This window comes from Solwaraspora sp. WMMD1047 (assembly GCF_029626155.1).
Classification (GTDB): Bacteria; Actinomycetota; Actinomycetes; order Mycobacteriales; family Micromonosporaceae; genus WMMD1047.
The window spans coordinates 6,112,802-6,130,460 of the sequence record NZ_JARUBL010000001.1 but is presented as its reverse complement, the minus strand read 5'-3'; the positions used below and the strand labels follow the sequence as shown (position 1 = coordinate 6,130,460).

The following is a 17,659-nucleotide window of genomic DNA, read 5'->3' as shown; positions in this document are numbered from 1 at the left end:
ACTAGGTGCTCTGTTGGTTCTGTCCGAAGGCGGCGCGGGGTGGCTGCCGGTTCTGTGGGCGCGGGCTCTGCGAGGATCACGCCAAGTTCGGCCCGTACCTGTTGCAGGTGCACCGGTCGGAGCGCCGGTCCCGGGCCGAGGGACTGGTGGTGGAGGACGCGTTGCAGTGCGGTACCTGCCGCCCGCGCCCGCAGCCCGTACCAATGCCGGAGCTGGATTGACGATGGTCTCGCCGGTCCGGGCTAACCTGTAGGTGCGCCGGCCCGACGTCGAGCCAGCCGGCGGGGGAGCCTGACGATGAGCGACTTCGACGCGGTCCTGGAGCGGCTGCTCGCCGAGCCGGCGTTCGCCGCCGCGCTCGCCGCCGACCCGGCCGGCACGCTCGCCGGCTACCAGCTCGACCCGGACGAGGTGGCGCTGCTGCACACCCAGGTCGGTGGCGACCCGGGTGGGCAGAGCGGCGTCGAGGTACGCGCCAACCAGTCCAGCCTGTTCGGCATGCTCTCGCCCCTGACCGGTCTGGCCGGGGCGCTGCCCGGCCTCTTCGAGCCGGGCGACGGCAGCGGCGGCACGGCCGGCGCCGGCCCTGGTTCGGCCGAGGTCGGCCGCTCGGGTCTCGGCCCGGCCGGCTCCGCCGGGGTGGCCGGGACGGGCCCGGCTGGCTCTGCGGGGATGGGGCCGGCCGGTTCTGCCGGGGTGGCCGGGATGGGGCCGGCTGGCTCTGCCGGAATCGCCGGGATGGGGCCGGCCGACGACGGGGTGGCCGGGATCGGGCCGCGCGACCCGATCCAGGGCATCGGTTCGCGTACCGAGCCGATCCAGGGCATCGGGCCGGCGGCGCCGCCGGCGGCGGGCGCGGCGGGTTCCGGCGGGCCGGCGGCCGGGGCGTTCCCGGGTGGGTTGGCCGAGCCGCTGGGGGCGGCGGCCGCTCCCGGGCCGGTCGGCAACGGGCTGGCCGGCGTGCTGGCCGGTTCGGAGCCGGGGCTCGGCCCGGCCGAGGCGCCCGTGGTGGTGCCACCGGTCGCGCCGCCCGACCCGGTCGTTCCCGATGGTTACCGGACCCGGGTCGACGCCGACGGCGACGGCAGGTGGGACCGGCACGACCTGCGCGGCCGCGCCGACGGCGGGGTGGACATCCTGGTCGACCGGGACGGCGACGGGCGGGTCGACTTCGTGGGGCACGACCTGGACGCCGACGGGCTTGTCGACATCAGCGAGTACGACCGGGACGGCGACGGGGTCTTCGAGCGGCGCATGTACGACGACGACGGTGACGGTTGGATGGACAGATCGACCGGGGCCTAGCCATATCAGGCCGCAACCCTGACCATGTGGTCAGGAGGTGGTCGTCGTGGTCAGCATCGCCACCGACCGGCTGACGAAGGTCTTCGATGACGGCACGGTCGCGGTCGACGAGGTGAGCATCGAGGTCTCGTCCGGCGAGTTCGTGGCGCTGCTCGGGCCGACGGGCTGCGGGAAGTCGACGATCCTGCGCCTGGTCGCGGGTCTGGAGGATCCGACCAGCGGGCATGTTCTGCTCGACGGCCGGGTCGTCGACGACACCTCGGTACGGGACCGGCGGGTGGCGATGGTCTTCCAGGACTACGCGCTCTACCCGCACCTGACGGTGGCTCAGAACATCGGGTTTCCGGTCCGGCTGGCCCCGGCGGCGGTGGCCGCCGGCCCGGACCGGGTGACCGAGGTCGCCGAGCAGCTCGGGATCACCGACCTGCTGCACCGGATGCCGAGCCACCTCTCCGGCGGGCAGCGGCAGCGGGTGGCGATGGCCCGGGCGATCGTCCGGAAGCCCGACGCCTTCCTGCTCGACGAGCCACTGTCCAACCTGGACGCCGGGTTGCGGGCGGAGCTGCGGACTGAGGTGGCGGCCCTGGCGCGGCGGTTGGCCGTGACCACGCTCTACGTCACCCACGACCAGGTCGAGGCGATGACGATGGCCGACCGGGTGGCGGTGCTGCGCCGGGGGGTGCTGCAGCAGATCGGCCCGCCCAGCGAGGTGTACGGGGATCCGGCCACGGTGTTCGTGGCGGCCTTCCTCGGTACGCCGAGGACGAACCTGTTTCAGGGCGCGATCTACGCGGACGCCGGCCGGGTCCTGGTGGACCTCGGCAGCCAGGTGATCGAGTTCCCGGCGGGCGACCCGAGGGGCCGGCGGCTGGTGGAGCGGCACACCGAGCGGGTCACCGTGGCGCTGCGGGCCGACGCGCTGACGCCGGTGCCGGATTCGACGCCCGGCCCGGTACTGCGGGGCACGGTCCGGTTCGTGGAGAACCTCGGGCACGAGGCGTTGGTCCGGCTGGACACCGGGAGTGTCCCGACCTCGCTGGCCGAGTCCCGGCTGGAGCATCCGGAGGCCGGCCAGCACCTGTCCGAACTGCTCGCCGAGGAGCTGCCGCCGGGGCACCCGGTCCGGCACACCCTGGCGCGGATGCTGCCGTCGGCCCGCCACCCGGCCCCGCCGGCCACCGCCCGCACCGAGTACGGCTTCTACCCGGTCTACGACCCGGAGCTCTCCGACGAGCCGCCGCTCTCCTCGGATCTGGTGGTCCGGGTGCCGGCGCTGGCGATGCCCCGGATCGGCGAGCCGATGGCGCTCGCGGTCGATCTGGACCGGCTGCTGCTCTTCGACCGGTCGGGTGACCGGATCAGACAGTGACCGACCGGGGGCACTGATCGCGGGTGACCGGCGGTCCCGGCCGAGGTCTGGACAGAAACAGTTAACAGTCCTAATAATTGGGGATCTGTCGATGACGGGGGTTGCTGGGCGGAGGTTGGGATGGGACGTCGGTCGCGGTTACTCAGTTCGACACTGGTCGGAGTGCTGGCGGCGGTGCTGGTGGGTTGGCTGGCCACCCCGGCATCCGCGGCCGGCCCGTCGGCGACGTTCGTCCGGACCGCGGACTGGGGTTCGGGGTGGGAGGGGCGGCTGACGGTGTCCAACGGCGGGCCGTCCGCGCTCCCGTCCTGGACCGTGGCGTTCGACCTGCCGGCCGGATCGACGATCAGTTCGTACTGGGACGCCACGCTGGCGGTCTCGGGTAACCGCTACACCTTCTCGAACCGGTCCTGGAACGGGACGGTGCCGGTCGGCGGGTCGGTTTCGTTCGGGTTCCTGGGGTCGGGTCCGGGACTGCCGGCGAACTGTGTGGTGAACGGAGCCGCCTGCGCGGGCGGTCAGCCGCCGACCACGCCCCCGCCGACGACGACCCCGCCGACCACCGCCCCACCCACCACCGTCCCACCGACGACGAATCCACCGACCACTCCGCCGCCGGCCTCCGGGCTGCCGAGACACGCGCTGATCGGCTACCTGCACGCCAGCTTCGCCAACGGATCGGGCTACCTGCGGATGGCCGACGTGCCGGCCGACTGGGACATCGTCAACATCGCCTTCGGCGAGCCGACCACCGTCACCTCCGGCGACATCCGGTTCAGCCTCTGCCCGGTCAGCGAGTGCCCCAACGTGGAGACCGAGGCGGAGTTCACCGCCGCCATCCGGGCCCGGCAGCAACGGGGCGGGAAGGTGCTGATCAGCATCGGCGGGCAGAACGGTCAGGTCCAGCTCGCCAGCACCGCCGCCCGGGACGCCTTCGTCCGCTCCGTGGCCGCGATCATCGACCGGTACGGCCTGGACGGGCTGGACATCGACTTCGAGGGCCACTCCCTGTCGCTCAACCCCGGCGACACCGACTTCCGCAACCCGACCACGCCGACAATCGTCAACCTGATCTCCGCGGTCCGCGCGCTCAGGCAGCGGTACGGCTCCCGCTTCGTCCTCACCATGGCGCCGGAGACCTTCTTCGTGCAGCTCGGCTACCAGTACTACGGATCGGGGCCGTTCGGCGGGCAGGACCCGCGGGCCGGCGCGTACCTGCCGGTGATTCACGCGCTGCGGGACGACCTGACCGTGCTGCACGTCCAGAACTACAACTCCGGGCCGATCATGGGCCTGGACAACCAGTACCACACCATGGGCGGCGCGGACTTCCACATCGCGATGACCGACATGCTGCTGGCCGGCTTCCCGGTGGCCGGCAACGCCGGCAACGTCTTTCCCGCGCTGCGCGAGGAGCAGGTGGCGTTCGGCGCGCCGGCCGCCGTCAGCGCCGGCAACGGGTACGTGGCACCGGCGGGTGTCCAGGCCGCCCTCACCTGCCTGGTCCGCGGCACCGGCTGTGCCGGCTACACCCCGCGCAGCGGGACCAACCCGAACCTGCGCGGCCTGATGACCTGGTCGATCAACTGGGATCGCTACTACGGGTGGGAGTTCCGCAACAGCCACCGGCCGTTCCTGAACGCCCTACCCTGACCCGGCCGGCGGGCGGCCGTCAACGGCGACGGCCGTCCCGTCCCGGCGGGGGTGGTCCTCAGACGACAGCGGTGGAGAGCTGGACGAGCGCGGCGTCCAGCTCACTGGCGTACGCCCGGCTTATCGTGCCCTCGTTGGCGCGGACCGCGACCTTGTCCCGCAGCTCCTGGGATCGGGCCGCCAGGTCCACCGGGCCGGAGACCAGGGCGTCGCGCAGGTTGCGGACGTAGTTGCGCAGGTCGGTCGCGACGTGGTCCTCGATGTCGTCGGAGGCGAGGCCGTCGTCGATGACCTGATCCAGGCGGGCCACCGCCTCGCTCACCGTCGGGGAGGCGGCCGCGGTCGGGGCGGGCGTGCCGGCGGTCCGGAACGGCATCGAGCTGGGCGACGGCGCCGGTTGCTGCCGGTCCGGCTCGACGGTGTCCAGATCGCTGGGCGGCCCACCGGCGGTCGGCAGGGTGCGCGGCTCGGTCCGCGGCTCGCCGAGCGAGGAAGCGACCAGGGCCAGCGTGGTGAGCGTGATGACGGCGATCGCGGCCAGCGCGGCGGTCCGGGCCGGAGACCAACCGCCGGCCGACCGCGAGTCATGCCGGTGGGCCGGTGCCACCCCGCTACCGCCGTCCGGCCGCCCGTCGGCCTGGTGGGCAGCGGCCTGGTGGGCAGCGGGATCCGCCGGTGTCTCCGCCCCGCCGGCCCCGATCGGTGCGGCAGCGGCGTCGGCCCCGACCGGTGCGGCCTCCCGGTCGGCCCCGACCCGTGCGGCAGCGGCGCCGGCCCCGACCGGCAGGGCCGGTGCGCCGGTTTCGGCCCCGGGCTCCGGCGAGGACTCCGGTTCCGGTGCGGCTGCGCCCGTGGCGGCCACGATGGCTGGCAGGGTGACGGTCGGCGAGAGCATGGTGGCGGCCTGCGGGTCGGCCGGCTGCAACTGGCCGCGCAGCGCCAACCCCACCTGGTGCGCGGTCGGGCGGGCGTACGGGTCCCGGGCCAGGCAGCGCATGCAGATGTCGGAGACCACCAGCGGCAGATTCGGTACGCCCTCCAGCGGTGGTGGCTGCGCCTCGTCGGCCAGCGCGTCGGTGAGGTCCTCCCAGGTCGTGGCGGGGAACGGAACCCGACCGGTGAGGGTCTCGTAGAGGAGAACGCCGAGCGAGTAGATGTCGGTGGCGGGCTGCGCCGGGGTGCCGTCCAGCCGCTCCGGCGCGACGTACGCCGGGGTGCCGAAGGTCTCGCCGTCCTCGTCCTCGTCCGGCGCCCCGACGTGGGTGGCGATGCCGAAGTCGAGCACCTTGGCGCCGACCGAGGTCATCATGATGTTGGCCGGGGTGATGTCGCGGTGCACGATGCCGAGCCGGTGCGCTGCGGCCAGCGCCTCGGCCACCTGGGCGCAGATCTCGACGGCCTCCGGCCAGGGCAGCGGGCCGGCGGTGAGGCGGGCCTCCAACTCCTCCCCGGCGAGCAGCTCCATCACCACGAACGCGGTCACGCTGCCGTCCGGTGCGACCGTCTCGCCGTAGTCGTGCACCGAGGTCACGTGCGGGTGGACGAGCTGCGCGGCGGCGCGGGCCTCCTCGCGTACCATCTCGCGGAATTTGGCGTCGGCCGCCAGCGAGGCGGCGAGCACCTTGATCGCCACGACCCGGTCGAGCACCTCGTCGCGGGCCCGCCAGATGACGGACATGCCACCGGCGCCGATCTGATCGATGAGACGGTACCTGCGGGCGAGCAGGGCGCCCGCGTGCAGAGATGCCATCGTGTTCGCACCTGCCTGAGAGTGGAGGGGTCGTATCAGGCTCCGCGAATGACAACCTCCTGTCAACGGCTGGTTAACGCCCGGAGCAATTGCCGCTTATCCGGACACTCCATCCAGCGATCATGAAGCAACTGACCGTCATCGAATCGACGGGGCGCGCCCCCGTCGGCCCATCCGTCCACTCGGGACGACACCCGTTGATCAAATGATGGAAGGTCCCGCAATGCACCGCCGGAACGGGACTTTCCCTCACCTGATCAGGGGATTCTCCAAGATCCTCAGGACATCTGGCAGGCGAATTGGGCTCAGGGCGTGCTGGATGTCCTGTGGATCTTGATCTGGGTGGTCGGGTTACGGCCGCGGGCGCGGGAGGGCGGGTGGGTTACTACCGGGGGCATGCCAGGATGAAGGGCATGGTCGGCGGCCCGGTGGCGTTCGTCCTCGGTGGCGGTGGGGTGCTCGGCGCCGTCGAGGTCGGGATGCTGCGTGCGCTGTTCCGCGCCGGCATCCGCCCCGATCTGGTGCTCGGCACCTCCATCGGGGCGGTGAACGGCGCCCTGGTCGCCGCCGACCCGACCGAGGCGGTCACCAACCGGCTGGTCCGGCTCTGGGCCTCGCCCGAGGCCAGCGAGGTGTACGGCGACTCGGTCGCCCGCCAACTCCGCCGGTTCGCCGCCCGTACCCACCTGCACTCGCCGCGCCCGCTGCGCCGGCTGCTGGAGACCGAACTCGGCGAGCACACCACCTTCGCGGACCTCAAGGTGCCGTTCCACTGCTGTGCGGCAAGCATCGAACGCGCCGCCGAGCACTGGTTCAGCGACGGCCCGCTGGTGCCGGCGGTGCTCGCCTCGGCCTCGGTGCCCGGCCTGCTCCCACCGGCCCAGATCGACGGAGAGCACTTCATCGACGGCGGGATCGTCAACTCCATCCCGATCGGCGCGGCGGTCGATCGCGGCGCCGGCCAGATCTTCGTACTCCAGGTGGGCCGGATCGAACGGCCGCTGACGCCGCCCCGGCGGCCCTGGGAAATCGCGCAGGTCGCGTTCGAGATCGCCCGCCGGCACCGGTTCGCCCGGGAGCTGGCGGCGCTGCCGGCCGACGTCGAGGTGCACGTGCTACCGACCGGGGGGCTCGACCCGCGCGACGACAGCCCGTGGGCGTACCGGGACATGGCAGCCATCGGCCGGCGGATCAGCCGCGCCTACGTCGCCTCCCGCCGCTACCTCGCGGACCGGGTGGAGGGTGCCTGATGCCGCTTCCGCCCAGGTGGCTGCGTCGGCTCATCCTCGCCCCGGGGATCATCGTGCTCGCGGTGCTCGTGGTGTCGACAATCCCGCTCTGGCTGGTGATCGCCGCCGCGGCCTCGCCATTCGTGCCCGGCTACCTGCGCCCGCTGCGGGTGCTGTGGCTGTTGATCATCTATCTGCTCTGGGACGCCGCCGCCCTGGTCGCGCTCTTCGGACTCTGGGTGGCGAGCGGCTTCGGCTGGAAGAAACGCGCGCCGGCCGTGCAACGGGCGCACTACGTGCTCGCCGGCTGGTGGCTCACCTTCCTGTTCTGGCAGGCCCGCTGGACGCTGCGGCTGCGCATCGACGTGGTCGGCACCGACCCCGACACCGCGCTGCCCGGCCGGCCGGAGCTGGTGCTCAGCCGACACGCCGGACCGGGCGACTCGTTCATCCTGATCCACGCCCTGGTCAACTGGTTCGACCGGGAACCCCGGATCGTCCTCAAGGACACCCTGCAGTGGGACCCGGCGATCGACGTCCTGCTGAACCGGCTCCCGAACCGTTTCATCGCCCCGCCCGACGACCGGCAGGAGTCGGTGACCGAACAGATCGGGCACCTGGCGACCGGCCTCGACCACAACGACGCCTTCGTGATCTTCCCCGAGGGCGGCAACTTCACCCCCGGCCGCCGGGCCCGGGGAATCGAGCGGCTGCGCGCCCTCGGGCTGGAGCGGATGGCGGCCAAGGCCGAATCCATGCGGCACGTCCTCGCGCCGCGCCCCGGTGGGGTGCTCGCCGCGTTGGACGCCGCGCCCGACGCCGGGGTCATCTTCGTCGCCCACACCGGCCTGGACCGGATGCTCACCGCCGTCGACATCTGGCGAGAACTACCGATGGACAAGCGGATCGTGATGCGGTTCTGGTCCGTGCCACCGGAGGAGGTGCCGACCGGCCGGCAGGAACGCATCGACTGGCTCTTCGACTGGTGGGCGCGAATCGATCGATGGGTCGACGAACACCGCTGAGGTCGGCCAGGCAGTAGGGTGCCCGGCGTGGACCAGATCTGCGTCGTGATGACGGTGGTTGACTCCCGTTCGGTGGCCGATGTCCTCGCCGCCGCGGCGGTCGCCGGACGCCTGGCGGCCTGCGCGCAGGTCGGCGGCCCGGTGGACAGCACGTACTGGTGGCAGTCGCGGATGGAGACCACCAGGGAGTGGTCGGTGCAGTTCAAGACCGCCCCGGACCGGGTGGAGGCACTTGTCGCCCAGATCCGAGGCAACCATCCGTACGAGGTGCCGGAGATCATCGTCAACTGGGTCGAGGTCGGCAATCCGGACTACTCGGCCTGGGTGCACGACCAGACCCGATCCTGATCCTCCCGCCGCGGGATTATTGAGTACGCGCACTCTGTGCGCGGCGCCGACCAGGCGAAACTATGTCCTCGTGACGGTTTCAGCGAACGCGTACCCGTGTCCGGCCTGCGGCGGCCCGGCCAGCCTGGCCGCCGGTTGCCCGCGCTGCCGGCGGCCGCCGGACCCGGCCGCGGCGGAGGTGGTCCGGCTCGACGCCGAGATCGTCGGGCTGACCGGTCGGGTCGAGCAGGCCCGGCAGGCGTACGCGGCGCTGGCCGCGACCCTGCGGGACACCCAGCGGCGCCGCGACGAACTGGCCGCCCAGGTACGCGCCGCCGTCCTCGCCAGCCGATCGGCCGCTCGCACCCAGCCGGAGCCGGCGCAAACGGGTATCCCGGCGTCGGTGCCCGCGCCCGTGGCCGGGCGGACCACCGCGCCGGCTCCCGGTTCCGGTCCCGGTTCCGGTGCGGCGGCTACCGTCCGGCCCGAGGCGTCGACCCGCACCGTGCAGAACGTGCTGTTCATCCTCGGCGGCCTGCTGGTCGGCGTCGCCGCCATCATCTTCACGGTGGTCGCCTGGTCCACGGTGGGGATCGCCGGCCGGGCCACCATCCTCGCCGTCCTCACCGCGCTCGCTCTGGCCGCGCCGCTGCTGGCCCGGTGGCGAGGGCTCACCGCCACTGCCGAGACCTTCGCGGCCCTCGGGCTGCTCCTGGTGGTCCTCGACGGCTACGCCGTCTGGAGCGTCGACCTGTTCGGGGTGGCCGACTGGCCGGGCACCCGCTACGCCGCGCTGGCCGGGGGGGCCAGCGCGGCGATAGCGGGTGGCTACGGCCTGGCGACCCGGCTGGCCACCCCGTGGTTCGCCGCCTTCCTTGCCGCGCAGCCGGTGCTGCCGCTGCTGGTGGTGGAGCTGGACCCGGGGGTGTCCGGCTGGGCGCTGGTCTTCGCGGCGGTCGCCGCGGCAGACCTGGCGGTCGTCGGTCTGCTGCGCCGCCGCCCGGCCGGCCCGGTGATGGGGGAACCGGGACCGCCGCCCGAGACGGTGGCTCCGGAGCCGACGACCGCGCAGGACCCGGCCGTCGCCGGGCAACCGCGCGGGATACGACTCGCCCGACAGGCCGTGGCCTGGTCCGGCCACGGGTTGGCGCTGCTGGTGGCCGGCGCCTACGGACTGGTCGCCCTGTTGGTCGCCGCCGGACCCGGTCCGGCGGCGATACTCAGCGGCGGACCGCTGCTGCTTGTCGTCCTGCTGATCCTGGCTGGAGCCGTGCTGGTTCGGCAGCCCGTGCCGCAGGCCATCGCCGGTGCGCTGCTGGTGATCACCCTGGGCGCGGCAGCGATCCGGCCGGTCGCCGAGACGGACTGGCCCCTGCTGGTCGCCGCCGCGGCGATCGTCGCCCTGCTCGCGGCGGCGGTGGCCGGGGCGGCTCCGCTGCTCCCCGCCGCGATCCGACCCGGCCACCGGGCCGGCGGGCTGCTGCTCGCCAGCCCGTTGGCGGTCACCGTCGGCGCGATGGCGTTGGCCGTCGCCGCCGTGGTGGCCGTCCGGTCGCTGCCGGCCGGCCGGGCGGCGACCGACCCGGTGGACCTCTTCGACTGGCAGCTGACCGTGGCGGTGCCGCTGGTGGCCACCGCGTTCGTGCTCCTCCTGCCGGCCGCCGGCCGGTTGCCGACGGCACTGGTCGGCGGGGCGATGACCGTGCTGGCCGTACCGGCCGCCGTGGCGCTGCCGTTCTGGGCGCTGGCCGCGCTGGAGTTCGCGCTGGCCGTCCCGCTGGTGCTCGGCGCGGCCCGGCACCCCGGCCGGCGGTCGCTGCTGCCGGTGCTGGCCGCGGTGACCGGTGCGGCACTGGCCGGGCACGCGGTGCTGGTGGCGTTCGCCCGCCCGGCGGCCGCCACCGTGGCACTGGCGGCGCTGAGCCTGCTCGGCCTCGCTGCCGCCGCGCTCGCCGGCCAGGGCCGCCAGATCCCCGTCGCCCTGGCCACCTCCGGCCCGGCCGTTCCCGCTCCGGCCGTTCCCGCTCCGGTCGGCTCTGGTCCGGCAGGCTCTGCTGCGGTCGGTCCCGCGTCGGTCGGCTCTGCTCCGGTCGGTCCCGCGTCGGTCGGGGCGGCCCATGCTGGGACGGCTGATGGGCGGCGGCGGGTCATCGGCGGGGTCTGGCTGGGCGTCGCGTTCACCGCCGCGCCGGCCGTGGCGGTGGCCGCGCTGCACACCGGCGGCGCGGCCCCCTGGTGGCAGAGCCGGGCCGCGCTCACCGCCGCGATGCTGCTGGTCGGCGCGCTGGTCGCCGTCCGTCGCTGGTGGCCGGCCTACCGGTCGTACGCGGGCGCGGCCGTCGCGCTCTGCGCGCTTGTCACCGGCCTGGCGCCCAGCGCGGCCGGGCTGGCCGAGCCGGCCGGCAGCTACGCGGCCGTCGGGCTGCTCGCGGTCGCCGTGGCGCTGCTAGTGGTCGGCCCGCACCGGTCGACCAGACCGATCGTGTCCGGCACGACTTCGCCGATCGAGGCCGGCGGGGTGCTGCTGTTCGCGGCCGGGGTCGGGCTGCTGCTGCGGGTCGCCTTCGTGGTCGTACCGGCGGCCGCCGGACTGCTGCTGGCGCCGTACGGATGGCTGGGCGAGATCTGGGCCGGGGCGCCGGAGGGGGTCGGCCTGGCGCCCATCGTGGTGCCGATCCGGGCCGACGCGGCGGCCGCGCTCGGCATCCTGACCGTGGTGGCCGGCGTCGCCGGCTGGCTCGCGCGGCGTACCCGGATCGGGGTCGGCCTGGCGGCGTTGCCGGTTGGTCTGGTGGCGGTGCTGGCCGGGCTGGCCGCGCTCGGTGCCGGCTGGCCGACGGTGCCGGCGGTGGCCCTCGCCAGCGGCCTCGGCTGCCTGTTCGCCGCGACGGTGCCGGCCCGCGGCGCCCGGACCGCGCCGGTGACCGTGCCGCTCGGCCTGGCGCTGGTCGGCGGCGGGCTGGCCGGCCTGCAGGCCACCCCGGCGAGCAGCCTGACCGCGCTCGGGGCGGCGGTCGCGGTCACCGCGACCATCGGCGCCGCCGCCCGGACCGGACTCGCCCGGGTCGCCGGCGCTCTGGCGGCGGCCGCCGCCGGGATGCTGCTCGCGGTCGCCGCGAGCCGGGCGGCGGACCTGCCGCTGCGGGTGGCCGCCCTGGCGGTGCTCGCCGTCGCCGCCGTCGTGCTGGCCGCCGGGACCGCCCTGCGCAGTCGCCGGCCGGTGGAGGCCACCGCGCTGGCGGCCGCCGGCCACGCCGGAGCGGTGGTCGCGCTGCTGCTGACCACCGGACACCTGCGGTACGCCGCCGTCATCTGCACCCTCTGGGGAGTGGCGCTCGGGCTCAGCGCGCTGCGGCCGGGGGAGTCGGCCGGCCGACGCTGGGTCTTCGCGGCCGTCGCCGCCGGCGCCGAGCTGGCCGGCGCGTGGCTGCTGCTCGCCGCCGGTGACGTCGCGGTGCTGGAGGCGTACACCCTGCCGGCCGCCGGGCTGGGGCTGCTGGCCGGCTGGTTCGCGGTCCGGACCTGGCCTGGGTTGAACAGCTGGATCGGGTACGGGCCAGGGCTGGCGGCCGCGCTGTTGCCGAGCCTCGCCTCGGTGCTCGCGGCGGGGGAGCAGCCGTGGCGGCGGCTGCTGCTGGGTGCCGGCGCGCTGGTCGCGGTGCTGCTCGGGGCCCGCTGGCGGCGCCAGGCGCCGGTCGTGCTGGCCGGCGGGACCCTGGCCGTGCTGGCCTGCTACGAGCTGGTCATCGTCTGGGACCGGCTGCCCCGGTGGGCGTTCCTGGCGGCCGGCGGGTTCGCGTTGATCGGGCTGGCGACCACCTACGAGCGCCGCCGCCGGGACGTGGCCCGGCTGCGTTCGGCGGTCGGCCGGATGACCTGATCCGACGACCTCCGACGGTCGCCCCACGCCGCTGGGGGGCGGCGGACCGTCGGACGCATCCCGCGGGGGGAGCGGGGTGCCCGAAGCGGGGTAGGGCCAGCCCTACCCCGCTTCGGGGGGCGTCCAGGGTTACTGACAGCTACCCCGCTCCGGAGACTTGGAGATCACGGCGCGCGTCTGGTGCGCGGTGAAAATGCGGGAGAAGTCGGTCAGGCGCCGGCGGAATCGAGGAGCGATGACTGTCAGCGCGGTTGCCGAACCCGAGGTACGGCGAGGAAGTGACTACGCACAGTTGTCGCGGCGCGTCGCGGGGGCGGGGCTGCTGCAACGCCGGCCGGGCTGGTACGCGGCGAAGATCGTGCTGACCGGCGGGCTGTTCGCCGCCGGCTGGACCGCCTTCGCCCTGGTCGGGGACTCCTGGTGGCAGACGCTCGTCGCCGTCTTCCTCGCCGTCGCCACCACCCAGGTGGCCTTCCTCGGCCACGACGCCGGCCACCGCCAGATGTTCCGCAGCCGGCGGACCAGCGAGATCGCCGGGATGCTCGCCGGCAACCTCGCCGTCGGGCTCAGCTACGGCTGGTGGATCGACAAGCACAACCGGCACCACGCCAACCCCAACCACGAGGACGAGGACCCGGACGTCGGAGCCGGGGTGCTGGTCTGGACCCGTGAGCAGGCCGAGGAGACCCGCGGTTTCATCCGCCGGCTGGCCAGCCGGCAGGCGTACCTGTTCTTCCCGCTGTTGCTGCTGGAAGGGATCGCGCTGCACGTGGCGAGCGTTCAGGCGCTCGTCACCCGGGAGCCGGGCGGCGGGTTCCGGACCCCGGTGCGGCACCGCGCGATCGAGGCCATCCTGCTGGTGGCGCACGCGGTCGGCTACCTCGGGGTGATCTTCGCGCTGCTCTCGCCGGTCAAGGCGATCGCCTTCATCGCCATCCACCAGGGGCTCTGGGGCCTCTACATGGGGCTGTCGTTCGCGCCGAACCACAAGGGCATGCCGATGCCGACCGAGGACGACGACTGGGACTTCCTGCGCAAGCAGGTCCTCACCTCGCGCAACATCCGGGGCGGCCGGCTGGTCGACTTCGCGCTCGGCGGGCTGAACTACCAGATCGAACACCACCTCTTCCCGAGCATGCCGCGCAACAACCTGCGCCTGGCCCAGCCGCTGGTCAAGCAGTACTGCGCGGAACAGGGCATCCCGTACGAGGAGACCGGGCTCGTCGACTCCTACCGGGAGGCGCTACGGCACCTGCACACCGTCAGCGCCCCGCTGCGCGGCTGACCGGCTGGTGCCGTCGCGTGGCTGGCCAGGGGGTGCGTCGGAGGGCTGGCCAGGCGGCGCGGCCGGGTGGGCCGGCGGTAGGGTTTCGACCATGGCAGACGTGCTCACGGCGGAGACCGTGCGGAGCGAGCTGGCCGGGTTGACCGACTGGACCGGCGACCAGGCCAGCATCAGCCGCACCGTGGAACTCGGCAGCTTCCCCGCGGCGATCGCGGTCGTCGACCGGGTCGCGGTCGTCGCCGAGGAGCTCGACCACCACCCCGACATCGACATCCGTTGGCGCACCGTCACCTTCCGGTGCGCGACCCATTCGGCCGGGGGCACCACCCGGCGGGATCTGGAACTGGCCCGCCGGATCGACGAGATCGTGCGGGCGGCGTCGTGAGATTCGAGATCAGCAAGGTCCTCGACGCGATCGAGGACCGGGTCTGCACCGACCCGGCACTGGCTCGGGCCGTGCTGGACCTGGCCGAGGTGGTCCGCTTCGCCGACCTGGACGGCGGTCGGCCCGCCAGCATGTTGCGGCTGGGCATCGTCATCGACGCGCTCGGCCGGTTGCTGGAGGAGGACGGCGTCGTGGTCTACCCGGTGGTGCACCGGGCGCTGCTCTCCGACGCCGACCTCACCTCGAACGAGCGGATGGTCGTCCGCCGCTGGGCCGACGACGGGCTGGTCGAGGTCCTCACCAACCCGGCGGACCGGGCGCTGGAACTGGCCGACCTGCTCGGCCTGCCGATGATCACCCGGGGTCGCTTCGACGGGATGCGGGACCGGTTCGGATGGCTGGCCAGTCAACCCGGCCGGCTACTGGCCCCGGTGCTCTCCGCCGGCGGCCCGGCCCTGGTCCCCCGTGGCGGTGGACCGCTGCCACCCGCCGAGCCGTCCGCAAACGGGCTGCGCCTGCTCGCCCGGGTGTGGCACTGCCCCGAGTCGGGCTGCACGCACTACGGCGGGGGCGGCGGCGGTGGGGCCTTCGCCGACCTGGCCCGGGTCGAACGCCGGGACAGCGGGCAGCCGCCACCCACGTTGCGCACCGGTGCGCCCGCCTGCCCCCGGCACGACGCCCGGCTCACCGACGCCGGGCCGCGCCCCCGCACCGAGGTGCTCTCGGTGCGGGTCGGTGGTCAGATACGGCGCCGGTTCGTGGTCGCCGCCGACCAGGCGGTGGTGGTGGGCCGGGCACCCGAGCGCGGCGACGGCATCATGCTCGGCCAGTGGCTCACCGACGAGGCCCGGCGCTGGATCAGCCGCAGCCACGTCCGGTTCGAACTGCGCGGCCGGGATCTGGTGGCGCAGGACGTCAGCACCAACGGCTCCGGGGTCCGGCCGCAGGGTTCGATGGAGGAGTCCGAGCGGTTGCCGCTCGCCGACCAGAAGTCGCGGGTGATCAAGCCCGGTGACATCGTCGAGCTCTATCCGGGCGTGCAGGTCGGCTGGGCCGGCACCTGGAGTTCCGGTGGCGTGCCGAACCCGACCTCGGTGATGGCCGAGGCGCCGACCATGGCGATGCGCCTGGTCGACCGCCCCTGACCGACACGGACCAGCCCGACGCGATCAGCCCGGCGCGCACGGACGGTTGGGCCGGCGCCGCCGGCGGGATCAGCCGGCGAAAAGGGCCAGGGCGGTGACGGCGGGGGTGGTCAGCACCGCCGAGGGCAGGCCCTCGGCGGCCAGGGCCGCGCGTAGGCGGTGCAGGTCCGCGCCGAACCGGATCAGCTCGGCCGGAGACGCGGCCGGGCCGTCCGGCGACTGCTGAGTCGGCGGCTGCGGAGTCGGCGGCTGCGGAGTCGGCGGCTGCTCGGCGGCCGACGGTGGCGTGCAGCGGAGCAGGCCCGTCGCGCCGGCGGGCCAGCCGGGCAGGTGGCGGATCAGCTCTTCGCGTACCGCCGGGTTGGTGATCGGGGTGAACAGCGTGCCGGGCGCCACTGCCCCGGCCACGGCGGCGATCGCCCGGTGCACGGCCACCGGTTGGTCGAGGACGGCCGGTGCGGGGCCGGTCCCGGCCGCGGGCGACTCGGGGAGGGTGGCGGCGGCTCGCAGGCCCTCGGCCCGCGCCTCCGCCGTGCCAAGCGAGAAGAGGTCCAGCTCCGCGTCCCGGATCAGGGCGCGCGCCCCGGTGCCGTCGTCCGGTCCGGCCGCGCCGCGGTAGCCGCGGACCACCGCCACCGGCACCCCGTCCTTCTTCCCCTTCACCAGCTCCGCCGCGCCGGCCAGCTCGTCGACCACCGCCATCTGGGTGACGTGCAGTTCGTTGCCGTACGGGTCGACCTCGCCCCGGTGGTCGCGGATCGCCGGCATCCCGGCCACCCCGAGGGCGACGTCGGTGAGGCCGGTACGCCACGGGCGGCCCATCGTGTCCGAGATGATGACCGCCACGTCGACGCCGGGCCGCTGGCGCAGGCCGGCGCGCAGCGCCCGGGCCGACGCGTCCGGGTCCTTCGGCAGCAGCACCAGGTGGGCGCGGTCGACGTTGGAGTTGTCGATGCCGGCCGAGGCCATCACGAAGCCGTGCTGGGTCTGCACGATCCGGGTCCCGCCGCGCCGGGCCACCGGGCGGGCGGTCTCCGCGGTGAGGATCTCCTCGCGGGCCGCGTCGCGTTCCGGCCCGTCCGGCGGAATCGGCACCAGCCGCCCCTCGGCCTTCGAGACGATCTTGCTGGTCACCACCAGCACGTCGCCGTCGCGCAGCCACGGCGCCGCGGTCGCGATCACGGCCGCCAGGTCGTCGCCCGCGACGATCTCCCCGATCCCGGGGACCGGCAGCACCTCCAGCCTCACGCCGACCTCCCGCCGTCGGTGGCCAACTCGACGGCCGCCCGGACCATCGCCACCGTGGCCGCCTCGTCGGTCATCCAGAGCGGCGCCGGCCGGACGGTCACCCCCGGCACCGCGCTCTGGGCGTCCGTCTCGTCGACCAGCCAACCGTCCAGGATCCCGCCGTCGGCCCGCGCGCCGTAGAGGCCGGCCACGCCGGCCGCCGTGCAGGGCACCTCAAGCACCGCCAGGCACCGGTCGGCCATCCCCCGGACCGGCGCGCCGTCGATGATCGGCGACACCCCCACCACCGGCGCCGGGCCGGACACCAGGGCATCCCGCAACTCGGCGACCGCCAGGATCGGGGCGATGCTCACCACCGGGTTGCTCGGCGCCAGCAGCACCAGGTCCGCGCCGGCCAGCGCGTCGAGTACGCCGGGCGCCGGCTTCGCCGCGTCGGCGCCGACGAAGACGAACCGGTGGGTGGGCAGGGCGCCGCGGTGCCGGATCCACCACTCCTGGAAGTGGATGGCCCGCTGCGCCGCCCCGTCGTCAGCGCGCTCCGCCTCGGGCACCGTCACCACCGCATGGGTCTCCAGCCGGTCGTCGGTCGCCGGCAGCAGCCGGACCCCCGGTTGCCAGCGGGTGGCCAGCGCCTCGGTCACCGCCGAGAGCGGATAGCCGGCGGAGAGCATCGTGGTACGCACCAGATGGGTGGCGACATCCCGGTCACCCAGGCCGAACCAGGTCGGTTCGGCGCCGTACGCGGCCAACTCCCCGCTGACCGTCCAGGTCTCGCCGGCCCGCCCCCAGCCACGCTCCGGATCCGCGCCGCCGCCCAGGGTGTACATCACGCTGTCCAGATCGGGGCAGATCCGCAGCCCGTGCAGGATCACGTCGTCGCCGACATTCACCACGGCGGTGACGTCGGCGCCCGCCGTCCGGGCGTACGCCCGCACGCCGGCCAGGAAGCGAGCGCCGCCGATGCCGCCGCTGAGTACCACGATGCGCATACCTGCCATCCTCGCCTACACCCCGCCGTGCGCTGCCGACCGGTGGGCGTGAGACTAGGCTCACCGTCG

The 17,659-nt window shown here is 74.4% G+C and carries 14 protein-coding genes; 11 read left to right on the top strand and 3 right to left on the bottom strand.

Features of this window, described 5'->3' with window-relative positions:
- Positions 1-5: 5 nt before the first annotated feature.
- From O7627_RS28005 to O7627_RS27990, 4 genes are all read left to right on the top strand, one after another.
- Positions 6-221, top strand: coding sequence for a hypothetical protein (locus O7627_RS28005; protein WP_278096454.1), 216 nt, complete (start codon positions 6-8; stop codon positions 219-221).
- A 76-nt stretch (positions 222-297) separates the two neighbouring features.
- On the top strand, positions 298-1,305 hold the full coding sequence (locus tag O7627_RS28000) for a hypothetical protein (protein ID WP_278096453.1): 1,008 nt from the start codon (positions 298-300) through the stop codon (positions 1,303-1,305).
- A 46-nt stretch (positions 1,306-1,351) separates the two neighbouring features.
- Positions 1,352-2,674, top strand: a complete 1,323-nt coding sequence (locus O7627_RS27995; protein WP_278096452.1) for an ABC transporter ATP-binding protein — start codon at positions 1,352-1,354, stop codon at positions 2,672-2,674.
- A 120-nt stretch (positions 2,675-2,794) separates the two neighbouring features.
- Complete coding sequence (locus O7627_RS27990) at positions 2,795-4,327, top strand: cellulose binding domain-containing protein (protein WP_278096451.1); 1,533 nt, start codon at positions 2,795-2,797, stop codon at positions 4,325-4,327.
- 58 nt (positions 4,328-4,385) lie between these two features.
- Here O7627_RS27990 and O7627_RS27985 read toward each other — a convergent pair whose 3' ends face one another.
- Positions 4,386-6,077, bottom strand: coding sequence for a serine/threonine-protein kinase (locus tag O7627_RS27985; RefSeq protein WP_278096450.1), 1,692 nt, complete (start codon positions 6,075-6,077; stop codon positions 4,386-4,388).
- A gap of 413 nt (positions 6,078-6,490) precedes the next feature.
- Between O7627_RS27985 and O7627_RS27980 the strand changes: the two genes are divergently transcribed.
- The 7 genes from O7627_RS27980 to O7627_RS27950 all read left to right on the top strand — a co-directional run bounded on the left by O7627_RS27980 (position 6,491) and on the right by O7627_RS27950 (position 15,353).
- Positions 6,491-7,327: a patatin-like phospholipase family protein gene (locus O7627_RS27980; protein WP_278098461.1), complete on the top strand. Its 837-nt coding sequence runs from the start codon at positions 6,491-6,493 to the stop codon at positions 7,325-7,327.
- Positions 7,327-8,331: a 1-acyl-sn-glycerol-3-phosphate acyltransferase gene (locus O7627_RS27975; RefSeq protein ID WP_278096449.1), complete on the top strand. Its 1,005-nt coding sequence runs from the start codon at positions 7,327-7,329 to the stop codon at positions 8,329-8,331. Before O7627_RS27980 ends, O7627_RS27975 begins: the two co-directional genes overlap by 1 nt.
- Before the next feature lie 27 nt (positions 8,332-8,358).
- Positions 8,359-8,679: a divalent-cation tolerance protein CutA gene (cutA, locus tag O7627_RS27970; protein WP_278096448.1), complete on the top strand. Its 321-nt coding sequence runs from the start codon at positions 8,359-8,361 to the stop codon at positions 8,677-8,679.
- Between the two features lie 70 nt (positions 8,680-8,749).
- Positions 8,750-12,538: a hypothetical protein gene (locus tag O7627_RS27965; RefSeq protein ID WP_278096447.1), complete on the top strand. Its 3,789-nt coding sequence runs from the start codon at positions 8,750-8,752 to the stop codon at positions 12,536-12,538.
- Between the two features lie 235 nt (positions 12,539-12,773).
- Complete coding sequence (locus O7627_RS27960; RefSeq protein ID WP_278096446.1) at positions 12,774-13,823, top strand: acyl-CoA desaturase; 1,050 nt, start codon at positions 12,774-12,776, stop codon at positions 13,821-13,823.
- Positions 13,824-13,914: 91 nt separating this feature from the next.
- The gene (locus O7627_RS27955; RefSeq protein WP_278096445.1) at positions 13,915-14,208 is read left to right on the top strand and encodes a 4a-hydroxytetrahydrobiopterin dehydratase; all 294 of its coding nucleotides are present in this window, start codon (positions 13,915-13,917) and stop codon (positions 14,206-14,208) included.
- Positions 14,205-15,353, top strand: coding sequence for an FHA domain-containing protein (locus O7627_RS27950; protein ID WP_278096444.1), 1,149 nt, complete (start codon positions 14,205-14,207; stop codon positions 15,351-15,353). Before O7627_RS27955 ends, O7627_RS27950 begins: the two co-directional genes overlap by 4 nt.
- Before the next feature lie 69 nt (positions 15,354-15,422).
- Here the strand turns inward: O7627_RS27950 and O7627_RS27945 are convergent, their stop codons facing one another.
- Both O7627_RS27945 and cofD read right to left on the bottom strand, forming a co-directional pair.
- Positions 15,423-16,601: a coenzyme F420-0:L-glutamate ligase gene (locus O7627_RS27945; protein WP_278096443.1), complete on the bottom strand. Its 1,179-nt coding sequence runs from the start codon at positions 16,599-16,601 to the stop codon at positions 15,423-15,425.
- Positions 16,598-17,590 carry a 2-phospho-L-lactate transferase gene (gene cofD / locus O7627_RS27940; RefSeq protein WP_278096442.1) on the bottom strand — a complete coding sequence of 331 codons (993 nt, stop codon included), beginning with the start codon at positions 17,588-17,590 and terminating at the stop codon, positions 16,598-16,600. The genes O7627_RS27945 and cofD overlap by 4 nt, the downstream gene beginning before the upstream one ends.
- Positions 17,591-17,659: the final 69 nt, after the last annotated feature.

Excerpts from the sequence above, each read along its gene's own strand:
- O7627_RS27990 (WP_278096451.1), top strand. The coding sequence starts at position 2,795 with ATGGGACGTCGGTCGCGGTTACTCAGTTCGACACTGGTCGGAGTGCTG.
- O7627_RS27980 (WP_278098461.1), top strand. The coding sequence starts at position 6,491 with ATGGTCGGCGGCCCGGTGGCGTTCGTCCTCGGTGGCGGTGGGGTGCTC.
- cofD (WP_278096442.1), bottom strand. The coding sequence starts at position 17,590 with ATGCGCATCGTGGTACTCAGCGGCGGCATCGGCGGCGCTCGCTTCCTG.
- O7627_RS27960 (WP_278096446.1), top strand. The coding sequence starts at position 12,774 with ATGACTGTCAGCGCGGTTGCCGAACCCGAGGTACGGCGAGGAAGTGAC.
- O7627_RS27975 (WP_278096449.1), top strand. The coding sequence starts at position 7,327 with ATGCCGCTTCCGCCCAGGTGGCTGCGTCGGCTCATCCTCGCCCCGGGG.
- O7627_RS27985 (WP_278096450.1), bottom strand. The coding sequence starts at position 6,077 with ATGGCATCTCTGCACGCGGGCGCCCTGCTCGCCCGCAGGTACCGTCTC.
- O7627_RS27955 (WP_278096445.1), top strand. The coding sequence starts at position 13,915 with ATGGCAGACGTGCTCACGGCGGAGACCGTGCGGAGCGAGCTGGCCGGG.
- O7627_RS28000 (WP_278096453.1), top strand. The coding sequence starts at position 298 with ATGAGCGACTTCGACGCGGTCCTGGAGCGGCTGCTCGCCGAGCCGGCG.